The organism is Herbaspirillum sp. ST 5-3 (genome assembly GCF_004804275.1).
Classification (GTDB): domain Bacteria; phylum Pseudomonadota; class Gammaproteobacteria; order Burkholderiales; family Burkholderiaceae_D; genus Noviherbaspirillum.
Map to the genome: position 1 here is coordinate 101,914 of NZ_STGI01000001.1, position 15,911 is coordinate 117,824.

General features: G+C 61.3%; 14 protein-coding genes. All 14 read right to left on the minus strand.

Annotated features, from left to right (window positions below; all coding sequences use genetic code 11):
- Nucleotides 1–93: 93 nt before the first annotated feature.
- From ftsA to mraZ, 14 genes are read right to left on the minus strand one after another with little or no spacing between them, the layout of a single operon-like run.
- Nucleotides 94–1,326, minus strand: coding sequence for a cell division protein FtsA (ftsA, locus tag E6W33_RS00480; protein WP_136413206.1), 1,233 nt, complete (start codon nucleotides 1,324–1,326; stop codon nucleotides 94–96).
- 9 nt (nucleotides 1,327–1,335) lie between these two features.
- Nucleotides 1,336–2,103 (minus strand): cell division protein FtsQ/DivIB, encoded by a 768-nt coding sequence (locus E6W33_RS00485; RefSeq protein WP_136413207.1) that lies wholly within the window; start codon nucleotides 2,101–2,103, stop codon nucleotides 1,336–1,338.
- Between the two features lie 16 nt (nucleotides 2,104–2,119).
- Nucleotides 2,120–3,106 carry a D-alanine--D-alanine ligase gene (locus E6W33_RS00490; protein WP_136413208.1) on the minus strand — a complete coding sequence of 329 codons (987 nt, stop codon included), beginning with the start codon at nucleotides 3,104–3,106 and terminating at the stop codon, nucleotides 2,120–2,122.
- Nucleotides 3,107–3,126: 20 nt separating this feature from the next.
- The gene (murC, locus tag E6W33_RS00495; RefSeq protein WP_136413209.1) at nucleotides 3,127–4,512 is read right to left on the minus strand and encodes a UDP-N-acetylmuramate--L-alanine ligase; all 1,386 of its coding nucleotides are present in this window, start codon (nucleotides 4,510–4,512) and stop codon (nucleotides 3,127–3,129) included.
- On the minus strand, nucleotides 4,509–5,585 hold the full coding sequence (gene murG, locus E6W33_RS00500) for an undecaprenyldiphospho-muramoylpentapeptide beta-N-acetylglucosaminyltransferase (RefSeq protein WP_136413210.1): 1,077 nt from the start codon (nucleotides 5,583–5,585) through the stop codon (nucleotides 4,509–4,511). The genes murC and murG overlap by 4 nt, the downstream gene beginning before the upstream one ends.
- Complete coding sequence (gene ftsW, locus E6W33_RS00505) at nucleotides 5,582–6,778, minus strand: putative lipid II flippase FtsW (RefSeq protein WP_247869473.1); 1,197 nt, start codon at nucleotides 6,776–6,778, stop codon at nucleotides 5,582–5,584. Before ftsW ends, murG begins: the two co-directional genes overlap by 4 nt.
- An 8-nt stretch (nucleotides 6,779–6,786) precedes the next feature.
- Nucleotides 6,787–8,280 (minus strand): UDP-N-acetylmuramoyl-L-alanine--D-glutamate ligase, encoded by a 1,494-nt coding sequence (murD, locus tag E6W33_RS00510; protein WP_136413212.1) that lies wholly within the window; start codon nucleotides 8,278–8,280, stop codon nucleotides 6,787–6,789.
- Nucleotides 8,280–9,449: a phospho-N-acetylmuramoyl-pentapeptide-transferase gene (gene mraY, locus E6W33_RS00515; RefSeq protein WP_136413213.1), complete on the minus strand. Its 1,170-nt coding sequence runs from the start codon at nucleotides 9,447–9,449 to the stop codon at nucleotides 8,280–8,282. Before mraY ends, murD begins: the two co-directional genes overlap by 1 nt.
- Before the next feature lies 1 nt (nucleotide 9,450).
- Nucleotides 9,451–10,836: a UDP-N-acetylmuramoyl-tripeptide--D-alanyl-D-alanine ligase gene (murF, locus tag E6W33_RS00520; RefSeq protein WP_136413214.1), complete on the minus strand. Its 1,386-nt coding sequence runs from the start codon at nucleotides 10,834–10,836 to the stop codon at nucleotides 9,451–9,453.
- Nucleotides 10,836–12,374 (minus strand): UDP-N-acetylmuramoyl-L-alanyl-D-glutamate--2,6-diaminopimelate ligase, encoded by a 1,539-nt coding sequence (locus tag E6W33_RS00525; protein WP_136413215.1) that lies wholly within the window; start codon nucleotides 12,372–12,374, stop codon nucleotides 10,836–10,838. Before E6W33_RS00525 ends, murF begins: the two co-directional genes overlap by 1 nt.
- The gene (locus tag E6W33_RS00530; RefSeq protein ID WP_136413216.1) at nucleotides 12,374–14,122 is read right to left on the minus strand and encodes a penicillin-binding protein 2; all 1,749 of its coding nucleotides are present in this window, start codon (nucleotides 14,120–14,122) and stop codon (nucleotides 12,374–12,376) included. Before E6W33_RS00530 ends, E6W33_RS00525 begins: the two co-directional genes overlap by 1 nt.
- Nucleotides 14,122–14,394, minus strand: a complete 273-nt coding sequence (ftsL, locus tag E6W33_RS00535) for a cell division protein FtsL (RefSeq protein WP_136413217.1) — start codon at nucleotides 14,392–14,394, stop codon at nucleotides 14,122–14,124. Before ftsL ends, E6W33_RS00530 begins: the two co-directional genes overlap by 1 nt.
- On the minus strand, nucleotides 14,391–15,356 hold the full coding sequence (gene rsmH / locus E6W33_RS00540; RefSeq protein WP_136413218.1) for a 16S rRNA (cytosine(1402)-N(4))-methyltransferase RsmH: 966 nt from the start codon (nucleotides 15,354–15,356) through the stop codon (nucleotides 14,391–14,393). The genes ftsL and rsmH overlap by 4 nt, the downstream gene beginning before the upstream one ends.
- 9 nt (nucleotides 15,357–15,365) lie before the next feature.
- Nucleotides 15,366–15,794, minus strand: coding sequence for a division/cell wall cluster transcriptional repressor MraZ (gene mraZ, locus E6W33_RS00545; protein ID WP_136413219.1), 429 nt, complete (start codon nucleotides 15,792–15,794; stop codon nucleotides 15,366–15,368).
- Between the last annotated feature and the right edge of the window lie 117 nt (nucleotides 15,795–15,911).

Genomic DNA, 15,911 nt, shown 5'->3' on the forward strand with positions numbered 1-15,911 from the left:
CTCCCTTAGATGATGCAGTTTTCAGTCGTTAATCACCACGCGGTGTGGCGACTAGCAACTGCAAACTGCGGTTAATACACAAGATTATTACTATTAAAAATTCCCCAAAAACCACTCTTTCATGCGTTGCCAGACCGCCTTCACCGAACCATCCTGGCGAGTGACGATATGACCGCGCAAATACTGCTTTTTCGCTTCCAATAACAAACCCAATACTGTCGAATACCGCGGGCTGCGCACGACGTCGGCGAGCTGGCCGCTGTACTCAGGCACGCCGAGGCGGGCCGGCTTCAGGAAGATGTCTTCCGCCAGTTCCACCATGCCCGGCATCATTGCGGAGCCGCCGGTCAGTACCAGTCCCGACGACAAGACTTCTTCGTAGCCCGATTCGCGCACCACTTGATGTACCAGCGCGAACAGTTCTTCCACGCGTGGTTCGATGACTGCAGCCAGCGCCTGACGCGACAAGGTGCGCGGACCGCGGTCGCCGAGGCCCGGCACTTCCAGCGTCTCGTTCGGGTCGGCCAGCACCTGCTTGGCGACGCCATAGCGCAACTTGATTTCTTCGGCTTCCGCCGTCGGCGTGCGCACCGCCATCGCGATGTCGTTCGTGATCTGATCGCCGGCGATCGGGATCACCGCCGTGTGGCGAATCGCGCCTTCGGTGAAGATCGCGACGTCGGTCGTTCCGCCGCCGATGTCGATCAGCACCACGCCAAGCTCTTTTTCGTCAGGCGTGAGCACTGCATCGGCCGATGCCATCGGCTGCAGGATCAGGTCGGAGACTTCCAGGCCGCAACGGCGTACGCATTTGACGATGTTCTGCACCGCCGACACCGCACCGGTAACGATATGCACCTTCACCTCGAGGCGGATGCCGCTCATGCCGATCGGCTCGCGCACGTCTTCCTGGCTGTCGACGATGAATTCCTGCGGTACGGTATGCAGCAACTGCTGGTCGGTCGGGATATTGACCGCCTTCGCCGTCTCGATGACACGTGCCACGTCGGCTGCAGTCACTTCCTTGTCCTTGATCGCCACCATGCCGCTCGAATTGAAGCTGCGGATATGGCTGCCGGCGATGCCGGTGTAGACGTTCTTGATCTTGCAGTCGGCCATCAGCTCGGCTTCTTCCAGCGCGCGCTGGATCGATTCAACCGTCGCTTCGATGTTGACCACGACCCCCTTCTTCAGCCCCTTGGACTCGTGCTGTCCCAGCCCGATGACCTCATGCCTCCCGTTAGGCATGACCTCGGCAACCACCGCCACCACTTTGGAAGTGCCGATGTCGAGGCCGACGATCAGATTTTTCGCGTCTTTTGTCATATTGTCTGCTTACTTTTTCCTGCCGTTCACGCCGAACGCTAGTCCTTGGGCTTTCAATGCCAAGCCGTTCGGATAACGCATGTCCACACTTTCAATCTTGTCCTGCAAGCGCATCACCAACTGCGGATAGATCGCGATCAGTCGATCGACGCGGTCCTTCAATGTCGTCTTGCTCTGTTCCCGTCCGAGTTCAACCACCATGCCGTTGTTGAGCCGCACCGTCCATGCATAACGGCCGGACAGCTGCACCGCGTCCGGCGCCAGGCTGATCGCCTTGAACCAGTCCTGCAGTTCGCGATAGCGCGCCACCACTTCCTTTTCGCTTCCCTCCGGCCCGGCGAATTCCGCCAGTTCACCGTCTTCCTCGGCCTCGGCCAGGTTGGCGGTAAATACGTCGCCCTTCACCGATACCAGCCGGCCGTCTTCACCCCAGGTTCCCAGCGCCTCGTGCTCGTCGATCGTCACGATCAGCTTGTTCGGCCATTCGCGCCGCACGGTCGCCTTGCGCACCCATGGCACCGCCTCGAAGGCCTGGCGCACCGCATCCAGATTGGCGGTAAAAAAATTGCCCTTGATGCGCGGTATTGCCGTTGTCCGCACTGTCGACGGATTAACGTGGCGAAGGTGGATTTCGCCGACACCTTCGATGCGAATTGTCTTCAGCGTAAACATCGGCCGCTGCGCCACCCACCATAAACCGGACGCGACCAGGCTCAACACCAACAGGCCCAGCAGGGCGTTGGTGGTTGCGTTGAGCATTCGGACGTCGTGCCACATGGTCGTCTATATATCCTCAGGTCGGGTGCCAGTCTTTCGACGGTTTCAGTTCCAGGTCCGCGGAACGCAAAATCTCCACGCACAAGTCCTCGTAGCTGATTCCCGCTGCCTTGGCCGACATCGGCACCAAGGAATGCCCGGTCATTCCCGGAGAGGTGTTAATCTCCAGCAGGAACGGCTCGTTGTCCGCTGCGCGCAGCATGAAATCGACACGCGCCCAACCCGCGCTGCCGAGCGCATTGAAGGCGCGTACGGCGATCGACTGGATGCGCTTGGTCAACTCTTCATCGAGCGGCGCCGGGCAGAGGTACTGCGTGTCGTCGCTGAAATACTTGTTCTGGTAATCGTAATTGCCCTGCGGCGCGCGGATCTCGACGATCGGCAAGGCGCGCGCGTTACGGCCTTTTCCGAGCACCGGCACCGTCAGTTCACGCCCGCTCACGAACTCCTCGGCAAGTACCACGTCGTCGTATTTCGCGCAGTGCGCATAGGCTTCCTGCATGTCGGAGTAGCCGGCCACCTTGCTGATGCCGATGGTGGAACCTTCGTGCGGCGCCTTCAGCATCAGCGGCAATCCGAGTTCGTCCGGCACCTTGCGCAACTCCTCGTTATTGGCGTTCTTCGAGTCCAGCACGATGAAGCGCGGCGTCGGCAGACTGTGGCTCAACCAGATGCGCTTGGTCATCACCTTGTCCATGCCGATGGAGGACGCCATGACACCGGATCCGGTGTAGGGAATGCCCAGTTGCTCCAGCGCGCCTTGCAGCGTGCCGTCTTCGCCGTAGCGTCCGTGCAGCGCGATGAACACGCGGTTGAATTTCTCTGCTGCCAGTTCCGCCAGGCTGCGTTCGGCCGGGTCGAACCCGTGCGCATCGACACCCTTGCTCTGCAGCGCCTTCAACACGCCCTGCCCCGACATCAGCGACACCTCGCGCTCGGCGGAGCGACCGCCGTACAGCACGCCGACTTTTCCAAATTCTTTCTTCAAATCCGTTGCACTCATGATTGATCCTGCTTCAATGCTCAGATTCCCTGAGCCAGTTTGCCGGGCACGCCGCTGATCGAACCGGCGCCCATGGTGATCACCACATCGCCATCTTTTGCCATGTTCATGATCGTCGCCGGCATGTCGGCGATGTCTTCCACAAATATCGGTTCCACCTTGCCCAGCACGCGCAGCGCGTGTGCCAGCGCGCGACCGTCCGCGGCGACGATAGGCTGTTCACCAGCCGGGTAGACGTCGGCCAGCACCAGCGCGTCCACCGAGGACATGACTTTCACGAAGTCCTCGAACAGGTCGCGCGTGCGCGTGTAACGGTGCGGCTGGAAAGCCAGCACGATGCGGCGCCCCGGGAAGGCGCCGCGCGCGGCGCCCAGTGTCGCAGCCATTTCCACCGGATGGTGGCCGTAGTCGTCGACCAGCGTGAACGCGCCGCCTGCCGGCAGCTTGATCTCGCCGTAGCGCGTAAAGCGGCGTCCAACGCCGTTGAACTCGCGCAACGCCTTCTGTGTGGCGACATCCTTGACGCCCACCTCGCGCGCAATGGCGATGGCCGCGCAGGCATTCTGCACATTGTGCATGCCGGGCTGGTTCAAACGGACGACCAGCGGCGCGTAGCCGTCCTGGATCACGGTGAATTCCATGTGGGTGTCAACCGCCTTCGCGTCAATTGCCCTGACCTGCGCATCTTCATGAAAGCCATAGGTGAGGATAGGCTTGGCGATGAAGGGCATGATTTCGCGCACGTTGGGGTCGTCGATGCACAGCATCACGACGCCATAAAACGGCAGGCGCTGCGTGAATTCGACGAAGGCCTGCTTCAGCTTTGCGAAGCTGTGGTCGTAGGTCTCCATGTGGTCGGCATCGATGTTGGTGATGACTTCGATGCAGGGCGACAGGTTCAGGAAGGATGCGTCGGACTCGTCCGCTTCGGCAACGATGAAGTCGCCGGCGCCCAGCTTGGCGTTGGCGCCGGCGCTGTTCAGGCGGCCGCCAATCACGAAGGTCGGGTCCAGGCCGCCCTCGGCCAGCACGCTGGCAACCAGGCTGGTGGTAGTGGTCTTGCCATGGGTGCCGGCAATCGCAATGCCCTGCTTCAGGCGCATCAATTCGGCCAGCATGACAGCACGCGGCACGATCGGAATGCGTTTGGCTCGTCCCGCGACCACTTCGGGGTTGTCGCCCTTGACGGCGGTGGAGGTCACGATCGCGTCGGCATGCTCGATGTTTTCCGCTGCGTGACCCAGGCTCACCTTCGCACCCAGTTCCGACAGACGCTGGGTGGCTGCATTGCTGCCCAGGTCCGATCCGGACACGGTGTATCCCAGGTTCAGCAACACCTCCGCAATGCCGCTCATCCCTGAGCCGCCGATGCCGACGAAGTGAATGTTTTTGACTTTATGTTTCATGCTTGTGTGGCTAATTCTTCCAGTACATTTGCGATCGTTTCGTTCGCCTGGCGCCTGCCTATGGCATGCGCCGCCTCTGCCATCGTCTTGCATGCATCACGCGGGAGCGACTGCAGCAGCTGCGACAAACGCTCCGGGTTCAATTCAGTTTGCGGCAGATGGATTGCCGCTTTTTGGCTCGCCATCCATTGCGCGTTGTCGCGCTGATGCGAGGTGGTCGAGGCCACCAGGGGTACCAGCACGCTGGCGACGCCCGCCGCCGTCAGTTCCGATACGGTGATCGCGCCGGCGCGGCAGATCACCAAATCCGCCTCGGCGTAACGGCGGGGCATGTCGTCGATGAAATCCACCACTTCCGCTTGCACCTGTGCGTTCGCATAGGCGCTGCGCAGCGCGTCGATGTGCTGCTTGCCCGATTGATGGGTGACGGTCGGCCTGGCGGCGACAGGAATTCGAGCGAGAGCCGCCGGCAGACACTCGTTCAGCGCTTTTGCGCCCAGGCTGCCGCCCACGACCAGCAAGCGCAACGGGCCGGTGCGGCCGGCAAAGCGTTGTGCGGGCAGCGGCACGTCCATGATTTCCTTGCGCACCGGATTGCCGGTCACCATCGCCTTGCTCGCGGCAGCGCCGAAGTCGGCGGGAAATCCGAACAACACGCGTTTGGCCATTGGCGCGAGCGTCTTGTTCGACAGCAGCAAGGCTGCATCGGCATTGACCAGCGCCAGCGGAACGCCGCGCAGTTTCGCCATCATGCCGCCGGGAACAGTCACGTAACCGCCCATGCCAAGGACCACGTCCGGCTTGCGGCGTCCGATGATGTTGAAGCACGAGGCAAACGCGCCGGCCAGTTTGAACATGCCGCGCACGGTATGTGCGAGTCCCTTGCCGCGCACGCCGGCGAAGTCGATCGAATCCATCTCGATCCTGTGCTTCGGAACGATGTCGCGCTCCATGCCGTGCATGGTGCCCAGCCAGGAAACCTGCCAGCCGCGCGCCTGCATCGTTTGCGCGATCGCAAGACCAGGAAAAATATGACCGCCGGTTCCCGCTGCCATGATCAAAAGGCGTTTCATATGCGTCCTCCCCGCATCAGGACACGATTCTCGTAGTCGATGCGCAGCAGGATGGCGAGACCGATGCAATTGATCAGTACGCCGGAGCCGCCATAACTCATCAGCGGCAAAGTCAAACCCTTGGTCGGCAACAAGCCGAGATTCACACCCATGTTAATAAACGCCTGTACACCAATCCAGATTCCAATTCCCTTTGCCGCCAGACCTGCGAAGGTCAGGTCCATCGCAATCGCCTGCCGGCCGATTTCAAACGCGCGCTTGACGATCCAGTAGAACAGCATCACGACCACCAGCACGCCCACGAAACCGAGTTCCTCGCCAATGACTGCCAGCAGGAAGTCGGTGTGCGCTTCGGGCAGGTAATGCAGTTTTTCCACGCTGCCGCCGAGTCCCACGCCGAACAACTCGCCGCGACCGAATGCAATCAGCGAGTGGGAAAGCTGGTAAGCCTTGCCCAATGCATTCTCTTCCGTCCACGGATTCAGGTACGCGAAAATCCGCTCGCGCCGCCAGGGTGACAACACGATCACCAAACTGAAAATACCGACCAGTGTCGCGCCGATGCCGCCGAACCAGATGCCGTTGATCCCGCCGAGGAACAAGATGCCCATCGCGATGCAGACGATCACACCGAATGCGCCGAGATCCGGCTCCAGCAGCAGCAACAGACCGACAAACCCGATCGCCACCGTCATCGGCATGAAGCCTTTGGTCAGCTTGTGCATCACTTCCTGCTTGCGCACCGTGTAGTTGGCCGCATACAGCACGACAAACAGCTTCATCAGTTCCGATGGCTGCAGGTTGAACACCTTGAACGGCAGCCAGCGCTTGGCGCCGTTGACGCCTTTGCCGATGCCGGGAATCAGCACCAGCACGAGCAGTGCGAGCGTCCCCACGAACAGGTAAGGAGCAAGGCGCTGCCAGGTCTCGACCCGCACGCGAAAAGTGAGCAAGCCGGCCAGCATGGAAATCGCAATGAAGCTTGCCTGCCTGACCAGGAAATGCGAATTCTTGTAGCTTGCGTATTTCGGCGAGTCGGGCAACGAAATCGACGCGGAGTACACCATCACCATCCCGAACAGCATCAGAAGCACGACCACCCACACCAGCGGCTGGTCATACTCCATCATCTTCGAACGCTGCACGACGCCGGGCAGCGGCGCCTGCGCGGACGGAGACGAAAAGGATGGCATCGCAAATTTCATGAGAGCACCTCGCCCCGCGACAGCGCCACTTCACGTACCGCATCGACAAACACCTGCGCGCGATGCGCGTAATTCCTGAACATGTCCAGGCTCGCGCAGGCCGGCGACAGCAGCACCGCGTCGCCGGCTTGCGCCAGTTCGGAGGCCTTTTGCACTGCGCCTTCCAAGGTCTCGCAATCGATCAGATCCACGCCCGTTTGCGCGGCCGCGCTTCGGATGGCTTGCGCATCCTTGCCGATCAGCAGCACGGCGCGCACATATTTGGCAATGGGTTCCGCCAATGGTGCAAAATCCTGGCCTTTGCCGTCACCGCCGGCGATCAGGACCAGTCGACCCGATCCGCCCTGCGACAAGCCGAGACCATTCAGCGCCGCGACAGTGGCGCCGACGTTGGTTCCCTTGCTGTCATCGTAGTAATCGACGCCACCGACGTTGGCAATCAGTTCAACCCGGTGCGGTTCGCCGCGATAGTCGCGCAAGCCATGCAGGAGCGGCGCCAGGGGCAGCCCGATCGCACGGCATAGAGCCAGTGCCGCGAGCGCATTGACCGCGTTATGCTGCCCGCGGATCTTGAGCGCGTCAGCCGGCATCAGGCGATTGAGGATGATGGGCAGTTCGACGCTGTCTTTCTTGCGGCGGCGTTTTTCGCCATCTTCCGACGCAATCGCCGTGGACAGCCACTGCATGCCGTTGTCCTCGACCAGGCCGAAACACTCCGGACGGTCGGGTTCGTCTGCACCAAAACTGATGTTGGTGGCAAGCGGCGATGCCATCTGCATCACGCGCGGGTCGTCGCGGTTGAGCAAGCGAATGGTTTGGCTGCCAAAGATGCGCGCCTTGTCCGCCGCATAGGCGTCCATGTCGCCATGCCAGTCGAGATGATCCTGTGTGACATTGAGCACGGTCGCGACATCCGCCTGCAAGCTGTAGGTGGTATGCAACTGGAAGCTCGACAGCTCGAGCACCCAGACCTGCGGCAGATCGTCGGCGTCCAGCGCCGCGCGCAGCACATCGAGTGCGGCCGGGCTGATATTGCCGGCGACTTGCGTTTTCAGGCCGGCGCGGCGGCAAAGCAGGCCGGTCAGGCTGGTGACGGTGGTCTTGCCGTTGGTGCCGGTGATCGCAATCACTTTCGGTGCGTACTCGCGTTCCGTACGGAGTGCGGCGAGCGCCTGCGCGAACAATTCGATCTCGCCCCACAAGGGGATATTCTTTTCCTGCGCTGCCGGCACGATCTCGACCAGCTCCCGACCGGGTGCAAGCCCCGGGCTGACAGCAACGAAGTCGATACCATCCAGCAGGCCAGCGGTGAACGGGCCGCTGACGAATTCCACCTCCGGCACCGCCTCGCGCAACGCAGGCAAGCGTTCCGGCTCCGGGCGCGTGTCGGCCACGCGCAGCGTCGCGCCGCAGCGCGCGAGCCATTGCGCCATCGCCAGACCGGATTCGCCCAGTCCGAGTACGAGTACGTGTTTGCCTTGGTAGTCCATCAGCGCAGTTTCAAGGTCGAGAGTCCGAACAACACCAGCATCATCGTGATGATCCAGAAGCGCACCACGACTTTCGTTTCTTTCCAGCCCTTTTGTTCAAAATGGTGATGCAGCGGCGCCATCAGCAGGATGCGACGGCCAACGCCGAAACGCTTTTTCGTGTATTTGAAATAAGCGACCTGCATCATCACCGACAGCGTCTCCACCACGAAGATGCCGCCCATGATGAACAGTACGACTTCCTGGCGCACGATCACGGCGACGGTGCCGAGTGCTCCACCCAGCGCCAGTGCGCCGACGTCGCCCATGAAGACCTGCGCGGGATGCGCGTTATACCAGAGGAAGGCCAGGCCCGCGCCTGACATCGCGCCGCAGAAGATCAGCAATTCGGCCGCGCCGGGAATGTGCGGAATGAACAGGTATTTCGCATACACCGCGCTGCCCGTCAGGTAAGCAATCAGGCCGAGCGCGGAACCGACCATCACGGTCGGCATGATCGCCAGGCCGTCGAGGCCGTCCGTCAGGTTGACCGCGTTACTGGTGCCGACGATCACGAAGTAGGTCAGCGCCATGAAGCCCCATACGCCCAGCGGATAACTGATGGTCTTGAAGAAGGGGACGATCAGGTCGGCTTTCGGCGGCAGGTCGAGGTTGAAGCCGGACTGCACCCACGCAATGAACAGTTGCCAGACCTTGGTGTTGGTCGGCGCAGAAACGGAGAACGCCAGGTAGATCGCCGCAACGATACCGATCAGCGACTGCCAGAAATACTTCTCCTTCGAGGACATGCCTTCCGGGTTCTTGTACACCACCTTGCGATAGTCATCGACCCAGCCGATGGCGCCATAGCCGAGCGTCACGACCAGCACCACCCAGACGAAACGGTTGCTCCAGTCGGACCACAACAGGGTCGAAATGCCGATCGCGAGCAGGATCAGGGCACCGCCCATGGTCGGCGTGCCGGATTTGATCAGGTGGGTCTGCGGACCATCGGTGCGCACGGCCTGCCCGACCTTCAGGCGGGTCAGCATGCGAATCATCGCCGGGCCGGCGAGCAGGCCGATCGCCAGCGCCGTCAGCGTGGCGAACACCGCGCGGAAGGTAATGAAGTTGAAGACCCGCAGCGGGCCGAGGTCTTGTTGAAAATATTGTGCTAGCCAGAGCAGCATGTCAGTGAGATCCCTGTCCTTGATCGATTTGATTGACGAGGTGCTGGACTACACGCTCCATCTTCATGAAACGCGAGCCCTTCACCAGCGCCGTCGTGCCGGCGGAAACAAGACTCTCGGCTGCCTGGTTGATCGATTCGATATTGTCGAAATGCCTTGCTGCCGAGCCGAACGCCGCGCTTGCATGGCACGCCAATTCGCCCAGTGTCAGCAAATGCTCGATCCCCTTGTCACGCGCATAAGCGCCGATCTCGACATGGAACTGCGGGCCTTCGTCGCCCACTTCGCCCATGTCGCCCAGCACCAGCACCCGCGGTCCGGCGGCGTGCGACAACACATCGATTGCCGCGCGTACCGAATCCGGGTTGGCGTTGTAGGTATCGTCGATCACCAAGGCACCACTCTTTGCCGTCTTGCGCTGCAAGCGGCCATTGACCGGCGCGAATGCCTCAAGGCCGCGGACTACCGCATCCTGAGACACGCCGATCGCGAGCGCGCATGCCGTCGCTGCCAGGGCATTTCGCACGTTGTGCACGCCTGCGGCAGAGAGCTTTACCTGGAAATGTTTCCCACCGGCAGTAATGGACAGGTCACTGCCGAAATCGTTCACCTGAAATGTACAGCTCACATCCGCGTCCTGCGACAGACCGAATGTCAATGCCTTGCGTTGGCCGGCGTACGCGCGCCACAAGGATGTATAGGTGTCATCGGCCGGGAATACCGCGACACCATCCGCCGGCAGCCCCATGATCACGCCGCCGTTTTCCTTCGCGACCGCTTCCACGCTTTCCATGAATTCCTGGTGTTCGCGTTGTGCGTTGTTCACCAGGCCGACGGTCGGCAATGCTATTCCGGTAATCGTGGCGATTTCGCCCGGATGATTCATGCCGAGCTCGATCACCGCCGCCTTGTACGAGGCGTTCAGACGGAACACGGTGAGCGGCACGCCGATGTCATTGTTCAGATTGCCGCGCGTGGCGAGGATCTGGTCCGCGCCGAATGCCGCTGCGAGGACAGAAGCGATCATTTCCTTGACCGTCGTCTTGCCGTTGCTGCCGGTAACCCCGATGACCGGCAAGGTAAACTGGCGGCGCCAGTGACGTGCAATTTCGCCAAGCGCGACACGCGTATCCGGCACCACCAGCGCCGGTACCGTCAGGCCTTCCGGCACTCGCTCCACCACAACCGCGGCCGCGCCCTTGGCCGCGACCTCGTTCAAAAAATCATGCGCGTCAAAGCGTTCGCCGCGCAAGGCGACGAACAAACACCCAACGGATACCTGACGGCTGTCGGTCGACACGCCGTCGAATGCTGCATCGGTCGCGGTGTTGTTCACCACGACGGCACTCGAAATCCATGGCTGCAATTCAGCCAATGATGATTTCATTAATTCATCCCCTTCATTGTTGCTCTTGCAGCCAATGCCAGTGCGGCATGGTCTGCATCCAGAAACGGCAATTTTTTGCCTTTGATCTCTTGATACGGTTCATGGCCTTTACCGGCCAGCAGAACCACATCGTTTTTCCCTGCATGCCGGATTGCCCAAAGGATGGCGGCTGCCCGGTCTTCGATCACGTGCGGTGCATCGTGTGCGAGTCGCCCGGCATCGATGCCCTCCACGATCTGCGTCAGAATCGCGGCCGGATCTTCAGAGCGCGGGTTATCGCTGGTGACAACGATATGGTCCGCCGACTGCGATACCTTGCCCATCTGCGGACGCTTGCCCGGATCACGGTCGCCGCCGCAGCCGAACACGCACCAGAGTTCGCCACTGCGCTGCTGCGCCACCTGATGCAGGGTCGTCAAGGTCTTTTCCAGCGCGTCCGGCGTGTGCGCATAGTCGATGACAACCAAGGGCGCATCCTGCCCGCCCAGTTGCTGCATGCGGCCCGGCACTGCCGTCAGCGTTTCAGCCGCTTCGATGGCGGCCTTGAAGTCGATGCCCTTTGCCAGCAGCACGCCCAGGATGCCGAGAGCATTACTGACATTGAACTGGCCGACAAGTTGCGTCCTGACCTGCGCCGAGCCGAACGCCGAATCGAGTCGAAATACGGTACCGCCATGACTGGTGCGAATCTCGCTGGCGCGCAGAGTCGGCACATCCGACACGGCGCACTCGGTAATCGAGTAGGCGATGAGCGGCACGGAGGGATGCGTGTCTTTCATGTGCCGGATCAGCCGCAGACCCATATCGTCGTCCAGATTGATCACCGCATGCCGCAAGCCCGCCCAGTCGAACAGCTTCCTCTTGGCGACTTCATATGCGTCCATGCTGCCGTGATAATCCAGGTGGTCGCGCGTGAAATTGGTAAACAAAGCGACATCGAAATGCATGCCCTCCAGGCGGCCTTGTTCCAGGCCGATCGATGATGCCTCGATGGCAAGCGCCTGCGCGCCCGCGCCGTTCAATTGCGCCAGCTTGCGCTGCAGGAGCACTGCGTCCGGCGTCGTGTAACCGGTGGTGCTGAAGCCGCCATGTTCTCCGCGCTGGTAGAAGCCGACGCCGAGCGTGCCGATGACCGCCGTCGCCTGGCCGAGACGCGACAGTGCCTGGCCGAGCCAGTTCGTGCAGGAAGTCTTGCCGTTGGTGCCGGTGACGGCAACGCTGAACATGGCGGCGTCCGGATGCCCGTAATACGCACTGGCGATCTGGCCGCTGAGTACCTTCAAATTCGGCACCGCAAGGTGGGGCATGGTCCACGCATTGTTCCAGTCGAAGCCGGCCGCCTCGTAGACGACGGCCTTTGCGCCGGCTTCCATCGCGCGTTCGATGTAGTCGCGGCCGTCGGCGGTTTCGCCGGGAAATGCAAAGAAAACGTCGCCGGCCTTGATGCTGCGGGAATCGGACGACAGGTCCGCCTTCGGCGCCGTCGCGTGCAGCCAGGCCAGGGCTTCCGTCAATGTCGATCTCGGCGCCGCAGTCATCACATGCTCTCCTTCACGCCGTCGGCCGGAATGATGATGTCGGTCACCGGTGAATCCGGAGCAACGTTCAGCGCGCGCAAGGCATTGGCCGTGACCGAGGCGAACACCGGCGCGGCGACATCGCCACCATAGTGCGAGCCGTTCGACGGTTCATCGACCATCACGGCGACAATGATGCGCGGATTGGATACCGGCGCGAATCCGACGAAGGACGCCACATACTTGTTGACATACTGTCCACCGGCCAGCTTGTGTGCCGTGCCGGTCTTGCCGGCGACGCGGTAGCCCGGAATCTGCGCCTTGGGCGCGGTGCCGGCAGGGCTGACGACCGTTTCCATCATCGCGCGCACGTCGCGAGCCGTTTTTTCCGAAATAACGCGACGGCTGATCGGTTGATCGCCGGCCTTCTGGAAAGTGAGCGGAATCGTGTCGCCGTCACGCGCGAAGATCATGTACGACTGCGCCATCTGAATCAGGGATACCGAAATGCCGTGGCCGTAGCTCATGGTCGCCTGCTCGATCGGGCGCCACGACTTGAACGGCCGCACCCTTCCGGCAACCGCACCGGGGAAGCCCAGCTTGGGCGGCTGGCCGAAGCCGACCGTGGTGAACATTTCCCACATCTGCTGCGGCTGCAGTTGCAGCGCGATCTTCGTTGTTCCGACGTTGGATGATTTTTCAATGACTTCCGAGACCGTCAGCGGGCCGTGCACGTGCGCGTCGTGGATGGTCGCCTTGCCAATGGTCAGATATCCAGGCGCGGTCTGGATGACGGTGTTCGGCGTGACCAGCTTGTTTTCCAGCGCAAGCGCGATCGTGAACGGCTTCATGATCGAGCCCGGCTCGAAGGTGTCGGTCAATACCCGGTTGCGCAGCTGCGCACCGGTCAGGTGGACGCGGTCGTTCGGGTTATAGGTCGGCAGATTGGCCAGCGCCAGCACTTCACCGGTCTGCACATCCACTACGACGACGCCGGCGGCCTTCGCCTTGTGCTTCTCGACGGCTTCCTTCAATTGAGAGAAGGCGATGTACTGGATCTTGCTGTCAATCGACAAGGCGAGATTCTTGCCGTCGTGCGGCATGCGCACCGATTCGATGTCCTCGACGATGCGGCCGAGGCGGTCCTTGATGACGCGTCGGCTGCCGTTGGTGCCGGCCAGATTCTTCTGCGACGCCAGCTCCATGCCCTCCTGTCCGGCGTCTTCGACGTTGGTGAAGCCAACAATGTGCGCCATCACCTCGCCTTCCGGGTAATAGCGCTTGTATTCCTTGCGCGCTTCAATGCCGGGAATGCCGAGCTTGGCGATCTTGTCTGCCACTTCCTGCTCCACCTGCCGCTTCAGGTAGACAAAGCTGCGGTCCGAGTCGAGCTTCTTGTTCAGGTCGCGCTCGCTCATGTCGAGCAGCCTTGCCAGCTCACGCAGTTTTTCCTTGGGCGCGCCCTGCACGTCTTCCGGAATTGCCCAGATTGCCTTCACCGGCAAGGAAGAGGCCAGCACCTGCCCGTTGCGATCCGTGATCTTGCCGCGCGTGGCCGGCAGCTCAAGCGTGCGCGCATAGCGTGATTCGCCCTGCTTCTGCAGGAAATCGGTGGAGATGCCTTGCAGCCAGAGCGCGCGGCCGGCAAGCGCGGCGAAGGCGGCGAACATGCCAAACAGGACCACGCGCGAACGCCAAACGGGCAGTTTCACCGCGAGCACGGGGCTCGCGCTGAATTGCACTCCCTTGGCGGCGGCGGTACGCGACATCAGTTCGCCCCCAGCGTCAGGTATTGCGTGCGGGCGGGCGTGACCTGGACCATGTTCAGGTCGCGTCGTGCGTTGGCTTCAATGCGTGCGTTCTTGCCGAGGGTCGATTGGTCGAGCTGCAGCTGAGCCCACTCGATGTCGAGCTGCTTGGCAGCGGCCTGGGCGCGTTCGAGTTCGATGAACAGGCTGCGTGCCTGATACTGCGCGTTGACGACCGAGAGCGCGCACAAGACGAGGGCGGCGGCGAGGACCATGCTGATGCGGCCGCTCATTGCGCTGCCCCGATGACGGTGGTGCGCTCGGCCACGCGCATGATCGCCGAACGTGCGCGCGGATTGGCGGCGACTTCGGCGTCGGAGGGTTTCATTCTTGCCAGCAGTTTGAGTTCCGGCTGCGGCAGGTCGATTGCACGAATCGGCAGGCGACGATCGGGCTGCGGCGCGTTGGCTTTGGATGCCATGAAGCGCTTGACGATGCGATCTTCCAGCGAATGAAAGCTGATCACAGCCAATCTCCCGTGCGGGGCCAGTTTTTTTAATGCGGCATTCAGCCCTATTTCAAGTTCTTCAAGCTCTTTATTGATGTAAATCCGGATAGCTTGAAATGTGCGAGTGGCCGGATCCTTGCCTTTCTCGCGGGTTTTGACGGCGTGTGCCACGATCTCGGCAAGCTGTCGTGTGCCTGAAATTGGCTGGACTGCCCGGCGAGCAACAATCGCCTTTGCAATCTGAAAAGCAAACCGTTCTTCCCCATAATCTCGTATCACCTTTCCTATCGTCTGTTCAGACTCGGTTGCGAGCCATTCCGCCGCCGACATGCCGCGCGTGGTGTCCATGCGCATGTCGAGAGGTCCGTCGAGTCGAAAACTGAAACCCCGCGCCGCTTCATCCACTTGCGGCGACGAGATACCCAGGTCCAGCAAAATTCCATCCGCCAGCGTCACGCCACGCGACGCCAGCGCTTCATCCATCGTGGCGAAACTGTCATGCACGATCTCGAAACGTGCATCGGCAATCGCCTGGGCGGTCGCAATCGCTTGCGGATCCTTGTCGAAAGCGATCAGGCGGCCGCGCGGGCCGAGTCGTTCGAGGATCCGGCGGCTGTGACCGCCGCGACCGAAGGTGCCGTCGACGTACACGCCATTGGCGCGCTCGCCGTCGATCGCCAGCGCATCGACCGCTTCTTCCAGCAGCACCGTTCGGTGCTGCAATTCGGGCACCGCATTTTTGTTCATCACGGGCCGCTAAAACGAAAAGTTACTCAAGACATCAGGCATGCCGTTCGCCACGGCCTGCGCCTCGTCCTGGGCAAGTTTTTCGGCATCCCAGATCTCGAAATGGCTGCCCATGCCAAGCAACATCACGTCGCGCGTCAATCCGACTGCGGAACGCAGTTCTGGCGCGATGAGAATGCGGCCGGCCGTGTCCATTTCGACATCGGATGCATTGCCGAGAAAAATGCGCTGCCAGGCGCGCGCCGACATGGGCCACGCGGCGATCTGCTCGCGATGGTTTTCCCAGACCGGGCGCGGAAAAAACAGCAGACAACCATGCGGGTGCCGTGTCAGCGTGACGCGTCCTTCGCATTGAAGCGACAAGGCGTCGCGATGCTTGGCCGGAATCGTCATCCGCCCTTTTGCATCGAGACTCAATGCTGACGCGCCTTGAAACACCCTGATTACCCTCGTGGTTGTTGTTTTTAGTCGTTTTCGTGAACCGTGATTTCCGTACGGCTACAGTTTTTTGCCCCACAAAAATACACTTTTTCACACTGTTGCCCACTTTAGAGG

Bases quoted from the DNA above. Each gene is read 5' to 3' on its own strand.
- rsmH (WP_136413218.1), bottom strand. From the start codon at position 15,356: ATGAACAAAAATGCGGTGCCCGAATTGCAGCACCGAACGGTGCTGCTG.
- E6W33_RS00490 (WP_136413208.1), bottom strand. From the start codon at position 3,106: ATGAGTGCAACGGATTTGAAGAAAGAATTTGGAAAAGTCGGCGTGCTG.
- E6W33_RS00530 (WP_136413216.1), bottom strand. From the start codon at position 14,122: ATGTCGCGTACCGCCGCCGCCAAGGGAGTGCAATTCAGCGCGAGCCCC.
- E6W33_RS00485 (WP_136413207.1), bottom strand. From the start codon at position 2,103: ATGTGGCACGACGTCCGAATGCTCAACGCAACCACCAACGCCCTGCTG.
- ftsA (WP_136413206.1), bottom strand. From the start codon at position 1,326: ATGACAAAAGACGCGAAAAATCTGATCGTCGGCCTCGACATCGGCACT.
- murC (WP_136413209.1), bottom strand. From the start codon at position 4,512: ATGAAACATAAAGTCAAAAACATTCACTTCGTCGGCATCGGCGGCTCA.
- murF (WP_136413214.1), bottom strand. From the start codon at position 10,836: ATGAAATCATCATTGGCTGAATTGCAGCCATGGATTTCGAGTGCCGTC.
- mraY (WP_136413213.1), bottom strand. From the start codon at position 9,449: ATGCTGCTCTGGCTAGCACAATATTTTCAACAAGACCTCGGCCCGCTG.
- ftsW (WP_247869473.1), bottom strand. From the start codon at position 6,778: ATGCCATCCTTTTCGTCTCCGTCCGCGCAGGCGCCGCTGCCCGGCGTC.
- E6W33_RS00525 (WP_136413215.1), bottom strand. From the start codon at position 12,374: ATGACTGCGGCGCCGAGATCGACATTGACGGAAGCCCTGGCCTGGCTG.
- ftsL (WP_136413217.1), bottom strand. From the start codon at position 14,394: ATGAGCGGCCGCATCAGCATGGTCCTCGCCGCCGCCCTCGTCTTGTGC.
- murG (WP_136413210.1), bottom strand. From the start codon at position 5,585: ATGAAACGCCTTTTGATCATGGCAGCGGGAACCGGCGGTCATATTTTT.
- murD (WP_136413212.1), bottom strand. From the start codon at position 8,280: ATGGACTACCAAGGCAAACACGTACTCGTACTCGGACTGGGCGAATCC.